A 22363-nucleotide genomic window follows, 5' to 3' on the forward strand; every position below is an offset into this window, starting at 1 on the left:
GATGTCAGAAACTAAACTCATTAGGCTCCTGAAAGGACTGGGGCCGGGGATTATCACCGCCGCGCTGGTCTTTGGGCCAAGCAAGATGACCATCACCTCCCGTCTTGGCGCGGAGTACGGGTACGCCACCCTTTGGGTCGTGGTGGTGGCGATCTTTTTCATGCTGGTCTTTACCGACATGGGAGCAAGGATAGGACTGAGCAGCTCAGAGAGCCTTTTGACCCAGATCAGGAAAAAGTGGGGGCAGCCCGTCGGCGTCCTCGTTGGGCTGGGGGTCTTTCTTGTCGCCACCTCCTTTCAGGCCGGCAATTCCATAGGAGTGGGCATCGCGGTTGCAGAGGCCACAGACACCCCGACCTGGATTTGGGTGCTGGTATTTAACCTGTTGGGTATCAGTTTGCTGTTTTTCAGGAGTTTCTACAAAACCCTGGAAAAGCTGATGATCACGCTGGTGGGGCTGATGCTGTTTTCCTTTCTCACAACGCTATTTCTCAGCAAGCCTTCCGTGGAGGGGATCGTCAGCGGCTTTGTGCCGACCATTCCCGTCGGTTCGCCGGGGCTGTTGATAGCCTTTGTGGCTTCCTGCTTTTCCATTGTCGGGGCATTTTATCAGGCTTACCTCGTGCAGGAAAACCAAAAGCCCGGAGTGGAAGGCCAAGCCAAAAACCGCAGCGCCACCGGAATATTGATTTTGGGCCTGATGAGTATGGTGGTGATCATCTGTGCAGCCGCTGTGCTCAATCCCCAAGGGATCAAGGTCAACAGCGCCTCGGAGATGTCCAAGGCTTTGGAGCCGCTTTTTGGGTCTTATGCGGCGCATCTGTTTTTGGCGGGGCTCTTTGGGGCGTCTTTTTCCTCCCTAGTCGGCAATGCCACGGTGGGCGGGAGTCTCTTGGGGGATGCCTTGGGTTTTGGCAGTAGGCTGAGTTCAAAGGCCGTGCGTAGCCTGATAGCCCTCGTGATGGGCTGCGGCATGGGGATTTCCTTGGCCTTTGGCAAGCTGCCTTTGGAGCTGATCATTTTTGCCCAAAGCGTGACGGTGTTTTTGGTGCCCTTCATCGGCATCGCCATGTACTCCATCGCCAACGATCCCGAGATCATGGGGGAAAGAGTCAATTCCCGACTGGTCAAAGTTGCCGGAGCCCTAGGCTTGGTCCTATTGGCTGGTCTGGCTGTTTGGAATTTTAATGAATTGTTTATCAAATAAATAAATCACCTGGTGTAAAGCCGGGGTGTAATTAAAACAACTGTATCAATTGAGATTGGAATACAATGAAAGATTTGATTGAGTTAGAGAAAAAACTGGCCCAGCCCTCAGCGGATCTGGTGGCGGACATGGCTAAGATAGAGGGGGATATCCTGCTCTTGGGAATAGGAGGCAAGATGGGGCCGAGCATGGGGAAGCTAGCCGTGGCGGCTGCGAAGGCGAGCGGCTCGGAGAAGCGTATTGTCGGCGTTTCGAGGTTTTCGGATGCTAAAGCAAAAGCCGAACTGGAGACCGCAGGCATCGAGACCATCTCCTGCGACCTGCTGAACGATGCGGACTTGCAGAGCTTGCCGGACGTAAAAAACGTGATCTACCTCGCCGGAAATAAGTTTGGAACCACGGGCAATGAGTCCTTCACCTGGGCGATGAACGCCTACCTGCCAGGCCGGGTAGCCGAGAAGTACAGGGGTTCGAACATTGTCGCCTTTTCCTCGGGCAACGTCTTGCCTTTTGTGCCGGTCACCTCGGGTGGGCCTTCGGAGGAGACAGCTCCTGAGCCTCTGGGTGAGTACGCCCAATCCTGCCTGGGGCGGGAGCGTATTTTCGAGTATTTCTCCAAAAAGAACCAAACGCCCACGCTGATCTACCGCCTCAACTATGCCGTGGACTTCCGCTATGGCGTGATGATGGAGATAGGCAAGTCGGTGCTGGCCGGAAGGGAAATCGACCTGCGGACCGAAAATGTCAACGTGATCTGGCAGGGCGACGCCAATGAGGTGGCCATACGCTCTCTGCTGCATTGCGAGTCTCCGGCGAAGATCCTGAACGTGACAGGGCCTGAGATCCTGTCCGTGCGATGGATCGCCAACCAGTTTGGAAGGATATTCGGCATCGAGCCCAAGTTTGTCAACGAACCCACCGGCACCGCCCTCCTCAACAACGCCTCCGAGTGCCATCGCATTTTTGGCTACCCCAAAGTCACTGTCCGCGAGATCATTGATATCACGGCGACTTGGCTCAGGCTGGGAGGAGAGGAGTTTGGCAAGGCTACCCATTTTCAGGAGAGAGGGGGGAAGTTCTGATGAAAAGACTAAGCGAAGACCTGAAGCGGCATTTGCATGCCGGTAAGGTCATCCCCGCGCATCCCTTGGCACTGAAGGCCGACCGGAGCATAGACGAATCCCGGCAAAGGCAGCTCAGCCGCTACTACATCGCCAGCGGGGCGGGAGGTATCGCCGTGGGAGTACACTCCACCCAGTTTGAGATCCGCGATCCGGAGATCAACCTGTATGAGACGGTGCTGAAGTGGGCCTCCGAGGAGGTGGTGATGGCAAAGCTGGAACGTCCCTTCCTCAAGGTGGCAGGCATCTGCGGCCCTACAGACCAGGCAAAAAGAGAGGCTGATTTGGCGCTGAGCTACGGCTTTGACATGGGCCTGCTGAGTATGGGCGGCCTGCAGGGCTGGACCGAGGCGGCGATTTTGGACAGGGTAAGGGAAGTGGCGGCAATCCTGCCGGTCTTTGGATTTTACCTGCAGCCCTCCGTGGGCGGAAGGATTTTCTCCTACGATTTCTGGAAAGACTTTGCCGAGATAGACAACGTAGAGGCGATCAAGTGCGCCTCATTCAACCGCTACCAGACGCTGGATGTGATGCGGGCCGTGGCGCAAAGCAGCCGCAGGGAATCCATCGCCATGTACACCGGAAACGACGACAACATCGTCGCCGATCTCCTGACCACCTACCGCTTTGAGTCGGAGGGAAAGATGGTCGAAAAAGAATTTGTCGGAGGCTTGCTCGGGCACTGGGCGGTCTATACGCAAAAGGCCGTGGAGCTTTTGGTCGAGGTCAAAGCCTGCAAAAAGTCCGGCTCTGGACAGGACTGGGCTAGACTCCTCAGCAAGGGGATCGAGGTGACGGATGTCAATGCGGCCATGTTTGATCCCGCGTATCAGTTTCACGGTTGCATCCCGGGAATGCACGAAATGCTCCGAAGACAAGGCTTGCTGGAGGGGACTTGGTGCCTGAATCCAAAGGAGGTTTTGTCTCCAGGCCAGTCGGAGGAGATCAGCCGGGTGCATCAGGCCTATCCCGACTTGAATGACGATGCCTTTGTCAGCCAATTTTTGAAACAACAGAAAATCTAAGTATATGAAGTTTGTTAAGTTGTTAACAGTCATGGTGATGGCTGGATTTTGGTCATTTGGAAGTTTAGCCCAAGTTGACACCACTCGATTTACTAATCACGGTCCTCAGCTTTTTGCTTCCATGATCCAAGGGAGTGTTTTTGCCAAGGACAAAGCAGGCAATGATCTGGTATACACCGTGGTTAGGGGCGAGCCTGCCCACCTGCTGGGCTACGACGTGCAGAGCAAAGCACTGGTCTTGGACAAGGAATTGCCCAAGGCGGACGGTGCCTGGGATTTGGCGCAGTCCAGCGACGGAACCCTCTATGCGCCCGGCGCAAACGGCAGCCTCTTTGCCCATACGCCAGGCACACAGGAAGTGCGGGATTTGGGCATTGCCCTGGAGGGGGAGACCTACCTTTGGAGCCTTACTCCGGGGCTGGATGGGGAAGTGTTCGGCGCGACCTATCCGGGCTGTCGGGTATTTCGATATCATCCCAAAGACGGATTTTCCGACCTGGGCAAGGGGGCTTTGGTGGAAAAGGAAAACTATGTGCGAAGCCTGGCCTTTTACCCCAAAACCGGTATGCTCTACGCCGGGGTGGGTTCGCAGGCCCACTTGATCGAGATCAATCCGAAAACGGGCGAGAAAAGGGAGCTGCTCCCCGAGAAGTTTCGCGGCTATGAGTTTGTCTATGGACTGGAGATCGTACCGGGAAAAGACGGCAATGACCGGCTTTTCGCCTTGATTACCAATGGCAGCATCACCTTGGTTTACAATCTCAAAACAGGGGAGTTTGAGCAGGAGATAGCAGGCATGGACATGCGTGCGATAGCCGGTGCTGCCTCGGGAGACGCGGTTTACTACACCGCAAAGTCCGAGTTGCGACGCTTTGATCCGGCAAAGGAGGAGTCTACTGCGCGGGTTTTGGGCGAAAGCGTAGGCACGGCAAACGCCTTCCAGATTTCGGAGAGCGGAAAGGTGATGTTTTTGACCTCCGGCGCAAATCTCTATTCCTATGATCCGGCCACGGATTCCCTGGAAAAGACCAAGCTTCAGATCCCGGGTCAGCCCATTCCCATCCATTCCCTGCTGACGGCCCCTGACGGGAAAATCTGGTCGGGCGGCTACTTGGCGGGCGGCAATGCGACCTTTGACCCCGCTACGGGAATCCATACCTTTCTACCGGGTTTGGATCAAACCGAGGGCATGTCCGTGCTGGGGGATCAGATCTTTTTCGGCATTTACCCCAAGGGAAAGTTTTATGTCTTTGACACCAAAGGGGACTGGAAGCCAAAGGAAGGCAATCCGCGATTTCTGGGACAACTTGAGGGACAAAGCCGTTCCTTCGCCCATGTGAGCATACCCGAGCGCAAGCTGCTGGTCTTTGGGATGATTCCCGAATATGGCAAGCTGGGTGGGGCGATGGCTACCTACGATCTGGAAAAGGACGAACTCAAATTCTTTGAAAGCCCGATAGCCAAGCAGTCCATCGCCGCCCTCGCGTATGCCGGTGACTACGTGCTGGGCGGTACGACGATCTCGGGAGGGCTGGGCAAAGCCCCTGAAACCAAGGAAGCAGTTTTGTTTGGCTGGGATCCGGAGTCGGGCGAAAAACTGTTTGAGACCGTTCCCGTGCCTGGGGCTTCTGCCTTGACGGGTTTTATCCAAGGTCCTGATGGCAATATCTGGGGAATGGGCGACGGCACGCTTTTTATTTTTGACCCAAGGGAAAAGAAGGTGCTGTCCACCACCAAGCTGTACGATTTCCCACCTTTCAAAAGCCACATCTGGAGAAGTGCTTTTTTGGTGCTCCACCCGGATGGCAACATCTACGGGACGGACTGGGAAAAGCTGTTTAGGCTCAATCCGGAGACCAAGGAAGTGACCCAGCTGGCCAAGGATGCGGCCTTGCTAGTGATGGGAAAGGACGGGACGCTGTACTTTAAGCGTGGCACGGAGCTTTGGTCCTATAGGCCCTAGATCTAAGGGGTTTTGTAAATGGAGTATGACTATCCGCTTGTATGCCAGTAGGCAGCCGTGACAATCCGAATGAACGCTAAAATTGGGGCTTTGCCCTACTTCGGTCGCCTGTGCTGAGCATAGCCGAAGCATCGGTCATCGCCTGCCCGACGTGTCGGTGTCTTCCAGCCTGTCTGCTCAGGCAGGCCCGATAGAAAGGGCAAATTCGCTTACTGGCAAGATTGCGGACAATCATGAAATGGAATTACCCGGATGTCGCGGAGGCGGCATTCCGGGTATTTTTTTGTTTTGGGGAAAAGGCCTTGGGCTGAGGGACGACGGAAGGAAAGGCGGGAGGATAACGGGAGTGCTGGCTGTCCCTGATTTTCCATATATTTGGCTGGTTGAGTGCTGGACACCCTAGGCGCAGAGCTGAATTTCTCTCGTTTTCCGTGCTCAAAATAGGCTTTAAACTGTGATTGACAGGACTGATGATGCTGACGCTGGATGCGGCATCCCACCAATCAACGTAACCGTCTAGGCCGAAAATTGGTATAATCCTTACTTTTTCACTATTTCCAACTGAATGAAAACAGCAGCACTTATTCCGGCCCGGTACGCTTCCACCCGCCTTCCGGCCAAACTGATACAGGATTTGGGGGGCATTTCGGTGATACAGAGGACCTACGTCAGCTCGGTTGCGACCGGGGTTTTTGACGAAGTCTGGGTAGTCACCGACCACAAGGAGATCGAGAAGCAAATCCTCGACCTGGGAGGAAATGTATTCATGAGCAAAAAGGCCCATCAAAGCGGTTCGGATAGGATTGCCGAGGCCTTGGAGGCAGTGGACGCGGACCTCATCGTGAACGTGCAGGGGGATGAGCCTTTCCAGGATCCCAAGTCCCTGCAGGACTTGGTGTCGGTCTTTGATCGGCCCAAGGTGAAGATGGCTTCCCTGATGTGCCGAATCTCCGAAGACGAGGCCTACAATCCCAATACGGTGAAGGTCGTGCTGGACGAAAAGAAAAACGCAATCTACTTCTCCAGATCCCCCATCCCTTTCAACAGGGAACGAACGGAGGATATTTTCTACTGGAAGCACGTAGGGGTCTATGCCTACATGAGGGAGCTTTTGCTGGAATTTACCTCCTGGCCCAAAGGCCGTCTGGAGCAGATCGAAATGCTGGAGCAGCTTCGCCTCGTAGAGCGTGGGGTGAAAATCCAGATGGTGGAGACCGAGCATCAGGCCATTGCCATCGACACCAAGGAAGATCTTGACCGAGCGAGAAATTTTCTTAGAAGCATCCTTTAAGCAAGTTGACTATGAAAAAGCGGGTAACTGGAATTGGCGGGATTTTTTTCAAAGTGAAAGATCCCGACGCGACAAAATCCTGGTACCAGAAGCATCTGGGCCTGAATACCGACAAGTACGGGACTACCTTTGAGTGGAGGAGCAGTGAGAATCCGGAGAAAAAGGGCTTTTCCCAATGGTCTCCCATGAAGGACGACACGGGCTATTTCAAGCCTTCCGAAAAAGACTTCATGATCAACTATCGGGTCGAAAACCTGGTAGAACTCGTCGAGGAGCTCAAAGCGGAAGGGGTGACGGTTTTGGATGAAATCGAGACCTACGAATACGGGAAATTTGTCCATATTCTGGATCCCGACGGGCACAGTATCGAGCTCTGGGAACCTGTGGACGAAGCCTATGACGGAATCGTCGATGCCAGGACCAAAAGCTGATATCGAAAATAGTATCAAGTAATAGGTATTAAGTATCAAGACACGAGAGCCACTCTCAGGCGGAGCCGAAGCAAAGGACCAAAATGCAAGTACTTAGTACATTAATCCTTAATCCTTACTTTTAACATTTACCAATGGACATCCAACATCAATCCGACGGGCGCCGAGGCTCTTTTTTTGTGGAACAGGATTCAAAACGCTTGGCCGAGATGGTCTATGTGATGGCTGGGCCCAAGCGGATGATCATCGAGCATACCGAGGTGGACGAAAGCCTGAAGGGGCAGGGAGTGGGAGTGAAGCTGCTGGAAAGCCTGGTGGATTTCGTCCGAAAGGAGGAGATCAAAGTGGTGCCTCTCTGTCCTTTTGCCAATGCCACGTTCAAAAAAAGGGCGGACTTGCAAGATGTCCTCAACTGAAAAACCGCCCGGCGCTACTCCCATGCACACGATACAGGTGGAAAAAAACCTCGATTTGGAGGAGTTTGTCTCGATCCTAAACGACTCCGGTCTAGGCCTGAGAAGGCCTATGGATGATCCCGACCACCTCGCAAGGATGCTGGCTGGCTCCAATTTGCTGGTGACGGCGAGGTTGGAAGGGAGGCTGGTCGGCGTACTCCGCGGCCTGTCGGACTTCTGCTACCGTTGTTTTATCGCCGATTTGGCTGTGTCCAAGGCACTTCAAGGGAAGGGCATAGGCCGCGAGATGCTGCAGTTCACACGGGCTTTGGCTCCCGATGCCAGGCTCATTCTTTTTTCCGCAGAGGATGCGGAGCCCTTTTACCAAAAATTGGGATTCAAGCTCCACGAGCGTTGCTATCAGCTGAAGCCCGGAGAGCAAATGGGCTAGGGAAGGTTTTCCTGAAGCGAAAAATCCAATTTTATAGTCGGGTTTAAGGCCTCGGGCTGTACTGGCTTGGGGACGGGTGAGACGTCACGACAAGCGCTGTAGAGGCGCTTTTGTTTTTTTTAGCTGGTTTTTCAATGCTCGATTTATAGGCTATCTTGACTGGCAACAACCAACAATCCTTAGACCTTATGAAGAAAGTTTTGCTGTCAGGCTTTGTCCTGATGCTATCCCTCACCGCTTTTGCCCAAAAAACATACCTGCATGCCGGGCGCTTGATCGACGTCAAAACCAAGAAAGTCCTTACCGAGCAAACCATCGTCGTGGAGGGGGACAAGATCCTCTCCGTCTCCCCGGGCTACCAAAGCGGTGGAGCCGAAGACCAAGTCCTTGACCTGAAAAATGCGACCGTCATGCCGGGCCTGATGGACATGCACGTCCATATCGAAAGCCAAACCAGCCCAACCCGCTATGTGGACGGCTTTCGCGACAATGAGGCGGACGTGGCCTACAAGGCCTTGCCCTATGCGAAAATCACCCTGATGTCGGGTTTTACCACAGTTCGGGATCTGGGTGGCTCCGGCGTAAACATCGCCCTGCGCAATGCCATCAACAATGGCTTGGTCGTAGGCCCGAGAATCTATACAGCCGGCAAGTCCATCGCCCCCACCGGTGGGCATGCCGATCCCACGAATGGCGTGAAGCGTGATCTCATGCGTGATCCGGGGCCGGATGAGGGCGTGATCAATGGAGACGCCGATGCCCGCAAGGCAGTACGGCAGGCCGTGAAGTATGGTTCGGATGTGATCAAGGTGACCGCTACCGGAGGCGTGCTTTCGGTGGCTCGGGACGGCTCGGCCCCGCAGTTTCAGCAGGATGAGCTGGATGCCGTGGTGCGGACGGCAAAGGACTTTGGCATCCACGTCGCAGCCCACGCACATGGGGACCAGGGGATGAAGCGGGCCGTGAAGGCAGGTATCCACTCCATCGAGCACGGCACCATGATGACCGAGGAAACCATGGAAATGATGAAGGAGGCCGGGACCTGGTATGTGCCTACGGTGACGGCAGGGATGTCTGCGGCTGAGTATGCCAAGATCCCAGGCTACTACCCTCCTGTGGTGCGGGACAAAGCCATGGAGATCGGAGCGCAGATCCAGGAGACTTTTGGCAGGGCATATAAGAAGGGCGTCAAGATCGCTTTTGGTACCGATGCGGGGGTATTTCCCCACGGAGACAACTACCGTGAATTTCTCTACATGACCGAAGTAGGCATGCCCAATCTGGAGGCCATCCAGTCGGCAACACTCAATGCCGCCCAGCTGCTGGGAATCGAGGACAAACTAGGGACGATCGAGGTGGGGAAAATTGCCGACATCATCGCCGTCTCCGGCAATCCAGACGAAGACATCAAGGTGATGAAGGACGTGGTCTTTGTCATGAAGGAAGGGAAAGTGTATAAGCAGTAGGCCGTGGGCAGTAGGCAGCTGTCAGTAGACAAGGATCAGTAGGCAGTGGCAACCGTTTATTCCGCAGTGCCCCGAGTGCTTCGCCACTTTACAACTTTTCCACTTTGCAACCTTACTCCTCCTTAAACCAATCCATTTACCTTAAATCTAAACGATATGAAAATCAGACTTTTGTTAGTTTTTCTGTTTTTGGGTTCTTTTGCTTTTGCCCAAGAAAAAAAAGAGGAAAGCAAAGACCTGCCCAAAGCCCAGGTATTTGAGTCCAAGCAATCCGTGACTATCGACGGCAAGGTAGTCAACCTCAACGCCAAAGCCGGTACGATGGAGCTGAAGGACGAAAACAACAAGCCCATCGCGCTTTTTGGCTTTACGGCCTACTTCAAGGAGAATCCCGAAAAAGACCGGCCTATCGTCTTTGCCTACAATGGCGGCCCGGGCTCTTCTTCCTATTGGCTGCACATGGGGATCATGGGCCCCAAGCGGATCGTGGTCGATGACCCCAATTACAACCAGCCCGCTCCTTACCAGTTGGCCAACAACGAGTTTTCCATCCTCGACGTAGCCGATGTGGTGATGATGGATCCGGTAGGCACAGGCCTGAGTGTACCCATTGGAGAAGCGAGCGGGAAGGATTTCTGGGGAGTGGATCAGGATATCCGGAGTGTGAGCCTGTTCATCATGCAGTTTTTGAAAGCGCATGGAAGGCTGAATTCCCCCAAATACATCTTGGGGGAAAGCTATGGCACCTTCCGGAATGCGGGCGTGATGAGCTACCTGCTGGATCGGGGCTACGCACTCAATGGGGTGATCATGGTCTCCGCGGTTTTTGACCTGCGCTCCCTGTTTTTTGCCCCCAGCGAAGACCTTTCCTACATCGCTTACCTGCCGACCATGGCCGCCACCAGCTGGTATCATGACAAGGTTGCCAACAAAGGCTCCGACCTGCCGAGCTTTGTGCAGGGAGTCAGAGAATTCACGGAGAATGAATACACACCGGCGCTTTTCAAGGGAAACAGGATTTCCGCCGAGGAGAAGGAGGCAGTGGCCAAAAAGCTGCAGGACTACACCGGGATTTCCTCGGAAGTCTGGAAGCGTGCTGACCTCAAGCTCAACGCAGGGGAGTACTTTCAGGAGTTGCTGCGTGAGAGTGGAGAGACGGTTGGCAGGCTGGATTCCCGGTACAAAGGGATGAATCTGGACCCGATGTCCATGAGTGCCTTCACCGATCCGCAAAGCGACGCGATTTCCCCGGCATATACCATGGCCTTTTTGGACTATTTCCATGGCAGTCTAGGCGTGGGCAAGGACTTGCTCTACGCCACCTCCGCCTATTCCAAGGAGGGCTTCCGATGGGACTGGAAGCATAGAGGAAACAACTTTTGGGGAGCGGATGCCGCCGTGACCACCCTGCCAGACATGGCCGATGCGCTGAGCAAAGACCCCAATGTCAAAGTCTTGATCATGAATGGGTACTATGATTTGGCTACGGTTTTCTATGGGGTGGAGCACTCCATTTCCCATCTTGACCTACCCAAGTCCGCCACAGACCGCATCATCATGACCTACTATGAGGCGGGCCACATGATGTACACCCACCTGCCTTCCGCCAAGCTGTTTCGGGAGGATTTGAAGAAGTTTATCGCAGACACTTTGAGAAAATAGCCATGAAGCCCCATATCCATCTAGTTAGATCTTCCCTTCTTTTTCAGCTTGTTGCGGGATGTTGGGTCCTGTTGGTTTTTGGCTGCGCCGAGGCGCAAAATCCAGATGAGGGTGCAGCGCTTTATTTTCCTCCCACAGGCTCGGGCCAGTGGGAGGAAAATCCTCCCGCAGCCTTAGGATGGGACGAGGCGGCTTTGGAGGAAATGCTAGACTGGTTGCCCAGCCAGGATACCCGCGCCTTTATCATCCTGAAAGATGGCAAAATCGTGGTGGAGGAGTACTGGGGAGCCGGGTTGACGGAAATAGGGGAGATGAACAGGTATTCTTATTGGTACTGGGCCTCTGCGGGAAAGACGCTCACGGCCGCGCTCGTGGGCATTGCGCAGCAGAAGGGCCTCCTGAAAACCGAGGATCCTACCCAACGCTATCTCGGCGAAGGCTGGACTACCATGCCGGCCAGTTTGGAAAAGGACATCCTCCTCGTCCACCAGCTGACAATGACATCCGGAATAGATGACAATGTGGAGAATCTGGATGATCCTGCGCCGGAAAACCTGAGGTTTTTGGCAAAACCAGGCACCCGCTGGAGCTATCACAATGCGGTGTACACCCTGCTGGAGCAGGTGGTGGAAAATGCCTCCGGCAAAGACTATCAGAGTTTTTTCGAGGAAAACCTGGGGAACAAAATCGGAATGGGGGGCACCTGGATTCAGACTGGTTTCAACAACGTGTTTTACTCCGATGCCCGATCCTTCGCCCGGTTTGGTTTGCTGATGCTGGCCAGGGGAAACTGGAACGGGACTGAGGTCTGGTCTGGGGATTATTTCGACCAGATGATCCAAAGCTCCCAGGAGCTGAACAAGAGCTATGGCTACCTGACTTGGCTCAATGGAAAGCCTTCTTTCATGGTACCTGGTCCTCAGGTCGTCGTTCCGGGTTCGCTGATTCCACAAGCTCCTGCAGATATGTATCAGGCGATGGGGAAAAACGGGCAATTTCTAATGGTCGTCCCCTCCCAAAACTTGGTGATCCTGAGGATGGGCAGTTCCGGAGGCGACGCGCTGGTGCCTTTCTTGCTGATGCGGGATATCTGGGACTACTTGGATCGGGTGATTCCCTGAGGCGGTTCAGCCGTACTTTTCGAGCTGGGCGCTGATTTTGTCCAAGGTGAGGGGCTTTTCCAAAAAGCCGGAGACCACGCGGTATTCATCTGCTTTTTGTCGGTCCTGAAAGTCTATGGAACTGGAGAGGATCACGATTTTGTCGTTTCGTTCCGGAAAAATCTCCAAATACCTGTTTAGGAATTCCCAGCCGTTGAGCACAGGCATATTGATGTCCAAAAAAATCAGAAGACTTTTGCCTGCTTCGAGTTCCTTGATCTTTTCAAGCGCGTCCTCTCCCCCCAGGAACTCTTCGATTTGACTGCTGATCCCCGTTTTTCCCAAAAGCCGCCTGTTGATGAGGTTGTTGATGGGGTCGTCATCCACTAAAAAGACAGCGTCAAAGTGAACCATTAAAATGCGGGATCAGTGTTAGGTTGTGTAATCTCAACAAAATACAATTATTCCAATTTCCTAAAAAAGGTTTTGGCTGCTTTTTATTTGGACTCGTATTCATCACCTGATTTATAGGGCAATAAAAAAGGAGGCGCAAGGCCTCCTTTTTGATATTACGCTTTGGGGCGTGAATTACATCATGCCGCCCATTCCGCCGCCACCCATAGGAGGCATGGCAGGAGCGTCTTCTTTCACGTCCGCTACCACGCACTCGGTGGTCAGCAGCAATGCCGCGATAGAAGCTGCGTTTTCCAGTGCAAGTCGAGTCACCTTGGTAGGGTCGATCACACCAGCTTCGAACAGGTCCATGTACTCGTCAGTTCTGGCGTTGTAGCCGAAGTTGCCGGCGTTTTCTCTGATTTTGTTGATCACCACGGAAGGCTCGCCACCGGCGTTGGCCACGATGGTTCTCAATGGAGCCTCGATGGCAGTTCTCACGATGTTGATACCAGTGTCCTGGTCTTCGTTTTCGCCCTTGAGGTCGGTCAGCGCTTCGGCAGCTCTTACCAGAGCCACACCGCCACCTACTACCACACCTTCTTGTACGGCAGCTCTGGTAGCGTGAAGGGCATCATCCACGCGGTCTTTTTTCTCTTTCATTTCCACCTCGGTAGCAGCACCGATGTAGAGGATAGCCACACCGCCAGACAGTTTGGCAAGTCTTTCCTGCAGCTTCTCTCTGTCGTAGTCGGAAGTGGTTTTTTCGATTTGGGCTTTGATCTCGGCGATTCTGCCTTTGATCGCAGCTGCATCACCTGCACCGTTGACGATGGTGGTGTTGTCCTTGTCGATGTTGATTTTCTCCGCGCGGCCCAGCATATCCGGGGTTGCGTTCTCGAGTTTGAAGCCTCTTTCTTCGGAGATCACGGTACCACCTGTCAGGATGGCGATGTCTTCCAGCATAGCCTTTCTTCTGTCACCGAAGCCTGGAGCTTTCACGGCGGCCACTTTCAAGGCACCTCTGATTTTGTTCACTACCAAAGTAGCCAGCGCTTCGCCGTCCACATCTTCGGAGATGATCAACAGGGGCTTGCCGGACTGGGCTACTGGCTCCAATACTGGAAGCAGCTCCTTCATGGAAGAGATCTTCTTGTCGTAGATCAGGATGAAAGGATTCTCCAGCTCCGCTTCCATTTTCTCGGTGTTGGTCACAAAGTATGGGGACAGGTATCCTCTGTCAAACTGCATACCTTCTACAGTCTTCACCTCGGTCTCGGTGCCTTTGGCCTCTTCCACGGTGATGACGCCGTCTTTGCCGACTTTGTCCATCGCGTCAGAGATCATGTTGCCGATTTCTTCGTCGTTGTTTGCGGATACGGTAGCTACCTGGGCGATCTCCTTGGAAGTGGAGATTTGCTTGGAGTTTTCCTTCAGCTTGCCTACTACTGCGCCTACCGCCTTGTCGATACCTCTTTTGAGGTCCATTGGGTTGGCACCGGCAGCGACGTTTTTGATCCCTACGTTGAAGATGGACTGTGCCAAAACAGTAGCGGTGGTAGTTCCGTCACCTGCGTTGTCGGCAGTTTTGGAAGCTACTTCCTTCACCAGCTGCGCACCCATGTTTTCGATTGGCTCAGACAGCTCGATTTCTTTTGCTACGGACACACCGTCTTTGGTGATGGTAGGAGCTCCGAATTTCTTGTCGATGATGACATTTCGGCCTTTAGGGCCCAAAGTTACTTTTACTGCGTCTGCCAATGCATCCACGCCTTTCTTGAGACGGTCTCTGGCATCGGTATCGAAAAACAATTGTTTAGCCATGTTATTTTAAGTTTTAAGTTTGTTGATTTTTTGGATTGATTAAAGGATAGCGAAGATGTCAGACTCTCTCATGATGAGGAAATCCTTGCCTTCCACGCTGAGTTCGGTGCCGGAATATTTTCCGTACAAAACAGTGTCGCCCACTTTCACAGTCAATGGCTCGTCTTTTTTGCCGTTGCCTACAGCCACCACGGTTCCTTTTTGTGGTTTTTCCTTGGCAGTGTCCGGGATGTAAAGACCAGAAGCGGTTTTCTCTTCTGCTGCAGCTGGTTGTACCAAAACTCGGTCTGCAAGAGGTTTGATGTTCACGTTTGACATAGTATTAAATTGTTTAAGGTTAGATTTTAGATTAAAATGCTATTGCCCTATTAGCACTTCCTGTGCCAAGGGGCCAATCGGCCAAAAAGGCTGACAAATCGGCCGCAAATGTTGACCGCACTTCCGGCAGTGGCTTGGAAAGAGCGACTTAGAGTCTGTCAATTTTTCCCCGACAGGGCTAAAAAATGTCAGAATTGCGTATTTTGAGACAAACCTAAACCTATTCCTACCTATGAGAACCCTACCAAAAAACTGGATCACCGAAGGGCTGATCGATTTTGAGTACAAAAAATACCAGCTTCTGGCCTACCTGCAGGAGGCCGAGCGGGATTTTCGGGCGGTCAAGCTTTACCCCATGCTCTCAGACCTGATCGAACACCACAAGCTGCTGCAGGAGCTCACTTCCGGCAAGGCGGAGCTCAACAAGCTTTTTCCCAAGGCCCTCAACGGGATAGACTTCAAAAATGCGCAGCTCCAATTTGAGCAACAGGTGGATGACGGGGAAGTGATGAAGGAGATCTCCCAGATCACCGAGTATGCCCTGCCCCGCATCGCAAGCCAGATCGAGGAAGGCAAACACATCTACAACTTCGTGGAGGAGCAGGTAGAGTTTGAGCCCGTCGGTATTCAGCCCCTGTACAACCGGGAGGGCTTTATCCTGATGACCCGAGAAAAGCGGGCCGAGGTCCATGCTTTCCGCTACAAATCCAACATCCTCCAACTGGCAGGGGAGAAGTTTCGGAGCATAGTCTTTTGGTTTGTGGGGATTTTTCAGAAAAGCATGGTCAATACGCTGGAAAAGCTGAAGATGCAGCTCATCCGCGAGATCAAGGAGCTTCCCAATCCCGCCACCTGGAGGCTGCACAGTCCCCATTCCGTACCTATAGAAGAAACGCTCGTGCCGATATCGAAGCGACTGGTGCTACAGCAGATCAGCTGAAACCACTGACGACTCAGATCAAGAACCCGACGAGGGGGGCGCAGGGCTTACCCTATCTGAAAGGCTTTAGATCCATTGGGCTGTGCAGGTAAGGTGATGCAGATTCTTTTGGAAACCAGTTTCTGGTTTTTAGACGGAAATTTTCCAGTTTTGTGGTTAGAAATGAACCCTATCCATGCGAAAACTTCTATTTTTTTTCCTGCTTAGCACTTCTGCCAGTCTAGGCCAAGAATTGCAGCCACTGCCCCTGAGGACTTCGGTAAAGACCGAATACCGGGCCATTCGTCGCGATGTGCCCATGACCAACTCGATCCGCAGGGCCTTTGAGGCAGGAACGAGGGATTTTTCAGGCAGGCCCGGCCCGAACTATTGGCAGCTTGAGACCGACTTCACCATACAGGTAAGTTTGGATCCCCATACCCAGACTTTGACCGGGACAGAGAAGATTTTGGTCCACAACAACAGCAAAGATGACCTAGATCGGATCGTGCTTCGTCTGGACCACAACGTCTTCAGGGGCGACGTGCCTAGAGGCTCGTCCATCCCTGCCGAGCAGACAGAGGGCATGGTCGTGACCCGGATCCGGGTTGCCGGAGAGGATATAGACCTTACCGAGACCAGAATGGGGCGCAGCCAAGCTCCAAAGCCGGGCGTCTCAGGCCTGAAAAAAACCGTCGCCACCATCTACCTAGGTCGGCCGATCAAGGCGGGGTCAACGGCGGAACTGGAGATAGACTGGCATACCAAATTGCCTGGCGGTACCAAGGGACTGGGGCATCGCATGACCCAGCGCTTTGACAGCACCCTCTTCCAGCCCACGCAGTGGTTTCCCCGCTTGGCAAAATACGATGACATGAGAGGCTGGGAGACCAGCCCTTATCTCGGGCCAGCTGAGTTTTTCAACAACTTCGGAAAGTTTGACGTCTCCGTGACCGTGCCGGGTGGCTGGATCGTAAGCGGGACGGGACTGCTGCAAAATCCCCAGGAAGTGCTCACTCCTGCGTCGAGGGAACGCTTGGCAAAAGTGTTGGAAGCGGATGGGGAGACGACCATCGTATCAGAGAAGGAGCGGGGGCCGGGCATTGCTACCGCGGCGGGAGAGAAGCTTACTTGGCGTTTTGTGGCGGATCGGGTCAACGACTTTGCCTGGGCGGCCTCAGCGGATTTTATCTGGAAGGGAACCAGGGCCAATATACCCGGTAAGGGCTATGTGCCTATCTATATGGTGTATGAGCCGGAGCGGGCGGAGTCTTACGAAAATGCCGCCACGATCACCCGGCATGCGCTGGAGTTTTATTCCGAGCTCTGGGCGCCTTATCCATTTCCACAGCTGACTTTGCAGGACGGCCCCAGTGCTGGCATGGAGTACCCCATGGTGATCAATTCCAACCAGGGAGCTGCAGACCACGAGACTGCACACCAATGGTGGCCGATGATGCTGGGTACCAATGAAACCCGCTACGGATGGATGGACGAAGGCTTTAACCAATATATGAACATCCTTTCAGCGGCGGACGCGAGGGGAGTAGAGGCGAGGCTGGATGGGCTTGGCCAAAGCTACGGCAGGATCAGCGGGAGCGAGGATGAGGCGCCGCTTATGTGGAGCGCCAATGAGGCCGGAATGGGCTACAGCTTCCAAACCTACCAAAAGACCCCACTCATGCTTTCCATGCTGGGAGGGATAGTAGGTGATGAGGCAGTCATCAAAGCGATGAGGAAATACACAGCTGCCTGGGCATTTAAGCACCCGTCCCCTTGGGATTACCTGTTTTTTATGAACCAAGAGCTGGGTCAAAACTTGGAATGGTTCTGGTATTACTGGCTCTTCACCACCGAATCCGTCGATGGCTCCATCGCCGAGGTCGATACCTCTGACGGTAAGACCAGGGTCAAAGTCCGTCAGGATGGGCAAATGCCCTCCCCGGTGGTGCTGCAGTTAGAGCTGGAGCCCGGTGCCGGAGAGCTGAAGCTGATGCCAAACGGAAAGCAAACGGGCGAAAATACGGTAGAAGTGTCTTGGCCAGTGGATATATGGTGGAGTGGCAGTAGGAGCTTTGAGGCAGAGCTGGATTTCGGAGACAGAAAGGTCAAAAAGATCACCCTTGACCCCCATGGCCGCTTTCCAGACCGGGATGTAAACGACAATGTCTGGCCAAGAAAGTAGGAGTCTATTGGTGCCCTGGCCTACAGGGAGTTGCTCAATGGCTTCCTTGCACATCGTAGCCACGCCAGGCGAATGGCAGTCCCCGCCTACCCAATCGGGGTTTCGATCAGCGAAGCTTTTTCCGGATTTAGAAAGTAACAATTGGAACTTTTGATAATCTTTGGGAAATGGATACGCCTACCGAACCCAAAATGAATTAAGTCAATAAATGAAATACATTTTCGGTGATATGAAAAAAAAGGCTTTTTTGAAGTGAAGTGAGTACAAAAATTGCTCATTTTCAATTATCTTTGTTTCAAGAAAAAGCCCTAAAACGCTTCAAATTTTTATTTTGAGGTAGGTTTTTTTGCCAAAATGCCATAAACCCATAGGTTTGGACTTCCGTCGGGGAGTCTAATCGAGCTAAGACCAGAGACTTGTCCAGTACATTGTCGCAAAGCCCAAGGGGTTGATCTTTTCCCTTTTTAAATTTTGCGTTTTGGATTTGGTGAGGATGGGACTGAAAGGGCGAAGCTGTAGCTGGTCGGCAAGTTTCTTCCAATAAAGAATGAAGGCGCCCAGCAATTCAGGGATATTTTTGTTGTTTTTTCAGATTTCCAGTTAATTGGTAGTTCCTTAGCATATCCCAAAGCCATACTTTGGGTGGGAGTTCAAGTCAACAAGCAGTTTTTTAAACCATGGATGTTCAAAAACCAAAAACAGTAAACGTAATTCTTTCCGGTGGAGTAGGGTCGAGGCTTTGGCCGCTTTCCAGAAAGACGAGACCCAAGCAGTATTTGCCCATCTTCGAGGGCCATACACTTTTTCAAAAAACGGCTTTGCGCAACAAGAGCTTCTGCGATCAGGTGATCGTGGTCGGCAACTGCGACAACTATGAGCTTTCCCGTAAAGATCTGGATGAAGCTGGCGTAAAGAGCTATTCAGAAATCATCGAAGCCTGCCCCCGCAATACCGCAGCGGCAATTGCCTTTGCGGCTTTTGCGGCCCAGCCGGAAGACATCCTTTTCGTCACGCCTTCAGACCATCTGATTGTGGACGAAGGGCTTTATTCCTCGGCGGTTTCCCGAGCTACCGAGCTTGCCAAGGAAGGTTATATCGTGACATTTGGCCTGAAGCCTACCAAGCCTGAGACAGGCTATGGCTACATCGAGTCGGCAGGGGAAGAGGTAAAGAGTTTCAGGGAAAAACCTGATCTGCAAACTGCCTTGGCCTTTTTGGAGCAGGGTAACTTCTATTGGAATTCCGGCATGTTTTGCTTCAAGGCCGGCGTTTATTTGGAGGAACTTCGGCAGTTGGAACCGGAGGTTTTCCAAGCTTCCAAGGAAGCCTACGAAGGGGCGGAGTCCGGAAAATTGGATTTTGACCTCTCCATGAAAATCCCATCCATTTCTGTGGATTACGCGGTGATGGAGCGGACCAAAAAAATCAAAGTAGTGCCTTCACTGTTTCAGTGGTCGGACATGGGTTCCTTCGAATCCATCTACGAATACCTCGAGCAGACCGGGCACCCCAAGGACGAGCTGGGCAACATGGTGATCGGAACATCCATCCATACCGAGTTTACCGGCTTGACCAATACCATTTTGATCCAGACCCCTGACGCCATTTTGGTGCTTCGCAAGGAAAATGCGCAGGAAGTGAAGAAGATCTACGAGAGACTGGAAAAGGAGCGGCCCGAACTGGTCTGATCAAAGCAAAGCGACAGCGGATTTCGATATAGGAATAGGCCTGTTTTGGCCTAGCCGCTGCCAAAGGGACACTGACAATACTATATGAAAAGAATACTTGTCACAGGCGGAGCCGGTTTTCTGGGCTCCCATCTCTGTGAGCGTCTGTTGAAAGAGGGGAACGAAGTGCTCTGCGTGGACAACCTGTTCACGGGAAGAAAGTCCAACATCCATCACCTGATGGATGACAAAAATTTCGAGTTTTTACGCCATGACGTGACCTTCCCCCTGTTTGCGGAGGTCGATGAAATCTACAATCTGGCTTGCCCAGCAAGCCCGGTGCACTATCAATTTGACCCCGTGCAGACGACCAAGACCTCCGTCATCGGGGCAATCAACATGCTGGGCATGGCCAAGCGTCTTCGCATCAAGATCCTTCAGGCGAGCACTTCCGAAGTGTACGGAGATCCTGAGATCCATCCCCAGCCTGAATCTTACAAGGGCAGCGTCAGCACCACTGGAATACGGGCCTGCTATGACGAGGGAAAGCGATGTGCGGAAACCCTGTTTTTTGACTATCAGCGGCAGCACGGCGTAGCGATCAAGGTCATGCGGATCTTCAATACCTACGGTCCGAGGATGCATCCCAACGATGGGCGCGTGGTGAGCAACTTTATCGTCCAGGCTTTGAAGGGGCAGGACATCACCATTTTCGGGGATGGAAAGCAGACCAGAAGCTTTTGCTATGTCGATGACAACATCGAAGGGATGCACCGCCTCATGAATTCCAGGGATGGCTTTACCGGTCCTGTGAACATCGGCAATCCCGGGGAATTTACCATGCTCGAGCTTGCGCAATTGGTCATGGAACTGACCAACAGCAAAAGTAAGCTCAAGTTTTTGCCTTTGCCCCAGGATGATCCCATGCAGCGCCAGCCTATCATTGACTTGGCAAAAAAAGAACTGGGATGGGAGCCTACCGTGGATTTGCGGACTGGCCTAGGGAAGACCATTGCGTATTTCGAAGAAGAACTCAAAAAAGGCTTTTAGCCTAAACAGGTCAAGGACTATTGCAGGCCGAAAGACTGAAAGCATAAAAAACACCAACCTCTAACCACCTACTACTTTGAACCTCAACGACAAGTCGAAAATCTACATCGCCGGACACCGGGGAATGGTCGGGTCGGCCATCTGGAGAGCCCTGGAAGCCAAGGGCTATTCCAATTTGATTGGACAGACATCTTCGGAGCTGGACCTCAGAGACCAAGAGGCTGTCACGTCTTTCTTTTCCGAGCACAAGCCGGATGTCGTCATCGACGCGGCGGCAAGGGTTGGGGGGATTTTGGCCAACAATACCTATCCCTATCAGTTTCTGATGGAGAACATGCAGATCCAAAACAACCTGATCGACTCCTCTTTCCGAACGGATGTACAAAAATTCATTTTTCTGGGTTCCTCCTGCATCTACCCGAAGCTGGCTCCCCAGCCTCTGAAGGAAGAGCATCTGCTGACCGGGCCCTTGGAGCCTACCAACGAGTGGTATGCAGTCGCCAAGATCACAGGCGTCAAGGCCTGTGAATCCATCAGAAAGCAGTATGGGCGAGACTATATCTCCTTGATGCCCACCAATCTGTATGGCCCCTTTGACAATTTTGACCTGAACACGTCCCATGTGCTGCCCGCTATGATCCGCAAGTTTCATCTTGCGAAGGAAGGGGGCAACGTACCTGTGGAGCTTTGGGGTTCGGGTACACCTATGCGTGAATTTCTCTACGTGGAAGATCTGGCCGACGCCGTGGTTTTTGCCTTGGAGAATGAATTTCACGACAATCTCTACAACGTAGGCACCGGAGTGGACCTTACCATCAAGGAATTGGCGGAGTTGATCCAAAAGACCGTAGGCCATAGCGGTGAGATCCTCTGGGACTCGAGCAAGCCGGATGGCACTCCACGCAAGCTCATGGACGTATCCAAAATGGAGAATGCGGGCTGGAAAGCCAAAGTGGGCTTGGAAGAGGGAATCAAGAAAACCTACCAGTGGTTTTTGGAAAACCAGGAGAGCTTTAAAGAAGTAAAAATCTGAGTACAGGCTTGAGAGTCGCCGTATTGCTGACATGCCACAACCGCAAGGAAAAGACGAAGGCATGCCTAGTCAATCTTTTCGAGCAGGAACTTCCCGAAAATACCTCCATGGAGGTATTCGTCTGCGATGACGGCTCTACCGACGGCACGGGTGCTATGCTACAGCAGAATTTCCCTGCGGTGAAGATAGTGCAGGGCGACGGCAACCAGTTTTGGGGTGGGGGAATGAGGATGGCTTGGAACATGGCCCTGGAGCAGGGCGGTTTCGATTTTTTCCTCTGGCTCAACGACGACACCTTCCTTTTTCCTCAGGCTCTTCAGAAACTTTTCCGCGACTATTTTTCTTTGGCATCCCCTAAGTCAATCTTGCTGGGAGCCTGCAAAGACCCCCGAACCGGTCGATTTTCCTTTGGCGGAAGCAGCGATAGCCAGGCCGTCATTCCCCAAGGCAGTCCCCAAGAGGTCAAATGGATCAACGGAAACCTGGTGCTGATTCCAAATGCGGTTGCGGCCGAGCTTGGGAATCTCTCGGGAGACTTCACCCATTACTTGGGGGACTACGACTACGGGCTTCGAGCCCAAAAAAAAGGAATCAAATGCTTCACGGCCAGCGAGTACCTCGCCGCCTGTGAGTCCAATTCCCTTCCCTATTGGGGGAGCACGGAGGTTCCGTTTGCAAAAAGATGGGAACTGCTCCACAGCGTGAAGGGATTGGCCATAGCAGAATATACAAGGTTTCTCAAGAGGCACTTCGGAAAGGGAAGAGCTTACAAAAACCTGGTGTCGAGCTACGGAAGAACCCTGTTTCCCAAGTTGTTTCTAAGGATAAGGGACATCGTTTGACCTGCTTTGGTCTAGCCTAA

Annotated in this window: 20 protein-coding genes; 17 read left to right on the top strand and 3 right to left on the bottom strand. The window is 52.8% G+C overall.

Features of this window, described 5'->3' with window-relative positions:
- Position 1: 1 nt before the first annotated feature.
- The 11 genes from J0A68_RS21200 to J0A68_RS21250 all read left to right on the top strand — a co-directional run bounded on the left by J0A68_RS21200 (position 2) and on the right by J0A68_RS21250 (position 12133).
- Positions 2 to 1207: an Nramp family divalent metal transporter gene (locus J0A68_RS21200; RefSeq protein WP_206580262.1), complete on the top strand. Its 1206-nt coding sequence runs from the start codon at positions 2 to 4 to the stop codon at positions 1205 to 1207.
- A 65-nt stretch (positions 1208 to 1272) separates the two neighbouring features.
- The gene (locus tag J0A68_RS21205) at positions 1273 to 2289 is read left to right on the top strand and encodes an NAD-dependent epimerase/dehydratase family protein (protein ID WP_206580263.1); all 1017 of its coding nucleotides are present in this window, start codon (positions 1273 to 1275) and stop codon (positions 2287 to 2289) included.
- The gene (locus J0A68_RS21210) at positions 2289 to 3353 is read left to right on the top strand and encodes a dihydrodipicolinate synthase family protein (RefSeq protein WP_206580264.1); all 1065 of its coding nucleotides are present in this window, start codon (positions 2289 to 2291) and stop codon (positions 3351 to 3353) included. Before J0A68_RS21205 ends, J0A68_RS21210 begins: the two co-directional genes overlap by 1 nt.
- Before the next feature lie 121 nt (positions 3354 to 3474).
- The gene (locus J0A68_RS21215) at positions 3475 to 5316 is read left to right on the top strand and encodes a ligand-binding sensor domain-containing protein (protein WP_236025708.1); all 1842 of its coding nucleotides are present in this window, start codon (positions 3475 to 3477) and stop codon (positions 5314 to 5316) included.
- Positions 5317 to 5881: 565 nt separating this feature from the next.
- Positions 5882 to 6607 carry a 3-deoxy-manno-octulosonate cytidylyltransferase gene (gene kdsB / locus J0A68_RS21220; protein WP_206580265.1) on the top strand — a complete coding sequence of 242 codons (726 nt, stop codon included), beginning with the start codon at positions 5882 to 5884 and terminating at the stop codon, positions 6605 to 6607.
- 11 nt (positions 6608 to 6618) lie between these two features.
- Positions 6619 to 7038: a VOC family protein gene (locus J0A68_RS21225; protein WP_206580266.1), complete on the top strand. Its 420-nt coding sequence runs from the start codon at positions 6619 to 6621 to the stop codon at positions 7036 to 7038.
- A gap of 134 nt (positions 7039 to 7172) precedes the next feature.
- Entirely contained in the window at positions 7173 to 7454 is a 282-nt protein-coding gene (locus J0A68_RS21230; protein WP_206580267.1) for a GNAT family N-acetyltransferase, read from the top strand.
- Positions 7455 to 7476: 22 nt separating this feature from the next.
- Positions 7477 to 7884 carry a GNAT family N-acetyltransferase gene (locus J0A68_RS21235; protein WP_206580268.1) on the top strand — a complete coding sequence of 136 codons (408 nt, stop codon included), beginning with the start codon at positions 7477 to 7479 and terminating at the stop codon, positions 7882 to 7884.
- 188 nt (positions 7885 to 8072) lie between these two features.
- A complete protein-coding gene (locus tag J0A68_RS21240) occupies positions 8073 to 9350 on the top strand; it encodes a metal-dependent hydrolase family protein (protein ID WP_206580269.1) in 1278 nt (425 codons plus the stop codon).
- A gap of 156 nt (positions 9351 to 9506) precedes the next feature.
- Positions 9507 to 11012, top strand: a complete 1506-nt coding sequence (locus J0A68_RS21245; protein WP_206580270.1) for a S10 family peptidase — start codon at positions 9507 to 9509, stop codon at positions 11010 to 11012.
- A gap of 2 nt (positions 11013 to 11014) precedes the next feature.
- Complete coding sequence (locus J0A68_RS21250) at positions 11015 to 12133, top strand: serine hydrolase domain-containing protein (protein WP_206580271.1); 1119 nt, start codon at positions 11015 to 11017, stop codon at positions 12131 to 12133.
- A 6-nt stretch (positions 12134 to 12139) separates the two neighbouring features.
- Here the strand turns inward: J0A68_RS21250 and J0A68_RS21255 are convergent, their stop codons facing one another.
- The 3 genes from J0A68_RS21255 to J0A68_RS21265 all read right to left on the bottom strand — a co-directional run bounded on the left by J0A68_RS21255 (position 12140) and on the right by J0A68_RS21265 (position 14647).
- The gene (locus J0A68_RS21255; protein WP_206580272.1) at positions 12140 to 12526 is read right to left on the bottom strand and encodes a response regulator; all 387 of its coding nucleotides are present in this window, start codon (positions 12524 to 12526) and stop codon (positions 12140 to 12142) included.
- A 174-nt stretch (positions 12527 to 12700) separates the two neighbouring features.
- Entirely contained in the window at positions 12701 to 14329 is a 1629-nt protein-coding gene (gene groL, locus J0A68_RS21260) for a chaperonin GroEL (protein WP_206580273.1), read from the bottom strand.
- Positions 14330 to 14368: 39 nt separating this feature from the next.
- Positions 14369 to 14647: a co-chaperone GroES gene (locus J0A68_RS21265; protein WP_026970168.1), complete on the bottom strand. Its 279-nt coding sequence runs from the start codon at positions 14645 to 14647 to the stop codon at positions 14369 to 14371.
- A gap of 232 nt (positions 14648 to 14879) precedes the next feature.
- Here J0A68_RS21265 and J0A68_RS21270 point away from each other — a divergent pair, with 232 nt between their 5' ends.
- The 6 genes from J0A68_RS21270 to J0A68_RS21295 all read left to right on the top strand — a co-directional run bounded on the left by J0A68_RS21270 (position 14880) and on the right by J0A68_RS21295 (position 22343).
- Complete coding sequence (locus tag J0A68_RS21270; protein WP_206580274.1) at positions 14880 to 15587, top strand: hypothetical protein; 708 nt, start codon at positions 14880 to 14882, stop codon at positions 15585 to 15587.
- A gap of 175 nt (positions 15588 to 15762) precedes the next feature.
- Complete coding sequence (locus J0A68_RS21275) at positions 15763 to 17751, top strand: M1 family metallopeptidase (protein ID WP_206580275.1); 1989 nt, start codon at positions 15763 to 15765, stop codon at positions 17749 to 17751.
- A gap of 677 nt (positions 17752 to 18428) precedes the next feature.
- Complete coding sequence (locus tag J0A68_RS21280) at positions 18429 to 19439, top strand: mannose-1-phosphate guanylyltransferase (RefSeq protein WP_206580276.1); 1011 nt, start codon at positions 18429 to 18431, stop codon at positions 19437 to 19439.
- An 84-nt stretch (positions 19440 to 19523) separates the two neighbouring features.
- Complete coding sequence (locus J0A68_RS21285; protein WP_206580277.1) at positions 19524 to 20468, top strand: UDP-glucuronic acid decarboxylase family protein; 945 nt, start codon at positions 19524 to 19526, stop codon at positions 20466 to 20468.
- 76 nt (positions 20469 to 20544) lie between these two features.
- A complete protein-coding gene (locus tag J0A68_RS21290; RefSeq protein WP_206580278.1) occupies positions 20545 to 21501 on the top strand; it encodes a GDP-L-fucose synthase family protein in 957 nt (318 codons plus the stop codon).
- Positions 21502 to 21509: 8 nt separating this feature from the next.
- Complete coding sequence (locus J0A68_RS21295) at positions 21510 to 22343, top strand: glycosyltransferase family 2 protein (RefSeq protein WP_206580279.1); 834 nt, start codon at positions 21510 to 21512, stop codon at positions 22341 to 22343.
- The last annotated feature ends 20 nt before the right edge of the window (positions 22344 to 22363 follow it).

Source organism: Algoriphagus oliviformis, assembly GCF_017254915.1.
GTDB lineage: Bacteria > Bacteroidota > Bacteroidia > Cytophagales > Cyclobacteriaceae > Algoriphagus > Algoriphagus oliviformis.

Coding starts and splice junctions, on each gene's coding strand:
- J0A68_RS21200 (WP_206580262.1), top strand. CDS start 2: ATGTCAGAAACTAAACTCATTAGGCTCCTGAAAGGACTGGGGCCGGGG.
- J0A68_RS21205 (WP_206580263.1), top strand. CDS start 1,273: ATGAAAGATTTGATTGAGTTAGAGAAAAAACTGGCCCAGCCCTCAGCG.
- J0A68_RS21210 (WP_206580264.1), top strand. CDS start 2,289: ATGAAAAGACTAAGCGAAGACCTGAAGCGGCATTTGCATGCCGGTAAG.
- J0A68_RS21215 (WP_236025708.1), top strand. CDS start 3,475: ATGATCCAAGGGAGTGTTTTTGCCAAGGACAAAGCAGGCAATGATCTG.
- kdsB (WP_206580265.1), top strand. CDS start 5,882: ATGAAAACAGCAGCACTTATTCCGGCCCGGTACGCTTCCACCCGCCTT.
- J0A68_RS21225 (WP_206580266.1), top strand. CDS start 6,619: ATGAAAAAGCGGGTAACTGGAATTGGCGGGATTTTTTTCAAAGTGAAA.
- J0A68_RS21230 (WP_206580267.1), top strand. CDS start 7,173: ATGGACATCCAACATCAATCCGACGGGCGCCGAGGCTCTTTTTTTGTG.
- J0A68_RS21235 (WP_206580268.1), top strand. CDS start 7,477: ATGCACACGATACAGGTGGAAAAAAACCTCGATTTGGAGGAGTTTGTC.
- J0A68_RS21240 (WP_206580269.1), top strand. CDS start 8,073: ATGAAGAAAGTTTTGCTGTCAGGCTTTGTCCTGATGCTATCCCTCACC.
- J0A68_RS21245 (WP_206580270.1), top strand. CDS start 9,507: ATGAAAATCAGACTTTTGTTAGTTTTTCTGTTTTTGGGTTCTTTTGCT.
- J0A68_RS21250 (WP_206580271.1), top strand. CDS start 11,015: ATGAAGCCCCATATCCATCTAGTTAGATCTTCCCTTCTTTTTCAGCTT.
- J0A68_RS21255 (WP_206580272.1), bottom strand. CDS start 12,526: ATGGTTCACTTTGACGCTGTCTTTTTAGTGGATGACGACCCCATCAAC.
- groL (WP_206580273.1), bottom strand. CDS start 14,329: ATGGCTAAACAATTGTTTTTCGATACCGATGCCAGAGACCGTCTCAAG.
- J0A68_RS21265 (WP_026970168.1), bottom strand. CDS start 14,647: ATGTCAAACGTGAACATCAAACCTCTTGCAGACCGAGTTTTGGTACAA.
- J0A68_RS21270 (WP_206580274.1), top strand. CDS start 14,880: ATGAGAACCCTACCAAAAAACTGGATCACCGAAGGGCTGATCGATTTT.
- J0A68_RS21275 (WP_206580275.1), top strand. CDS start 15,763: ATGCGAAAACTTCTATTTTTTTTCCTGCTTAGCACTTCTGCCAGTCTA.
- J0A68_RS21280 (WP_206580276.1), top strand. CDS start 18,429: ATGGATGTTCAAAAACCAAAAACAGTAAACGTAATTCTTTCCGGTGGA.
- J0A68_RS21285 (WP_206580277.1), top strand. CDS start 19,524: ATGAAAAGAATACTTGTCACAGGCGGAGCCGGTTTTCTGGGCTCCCAT.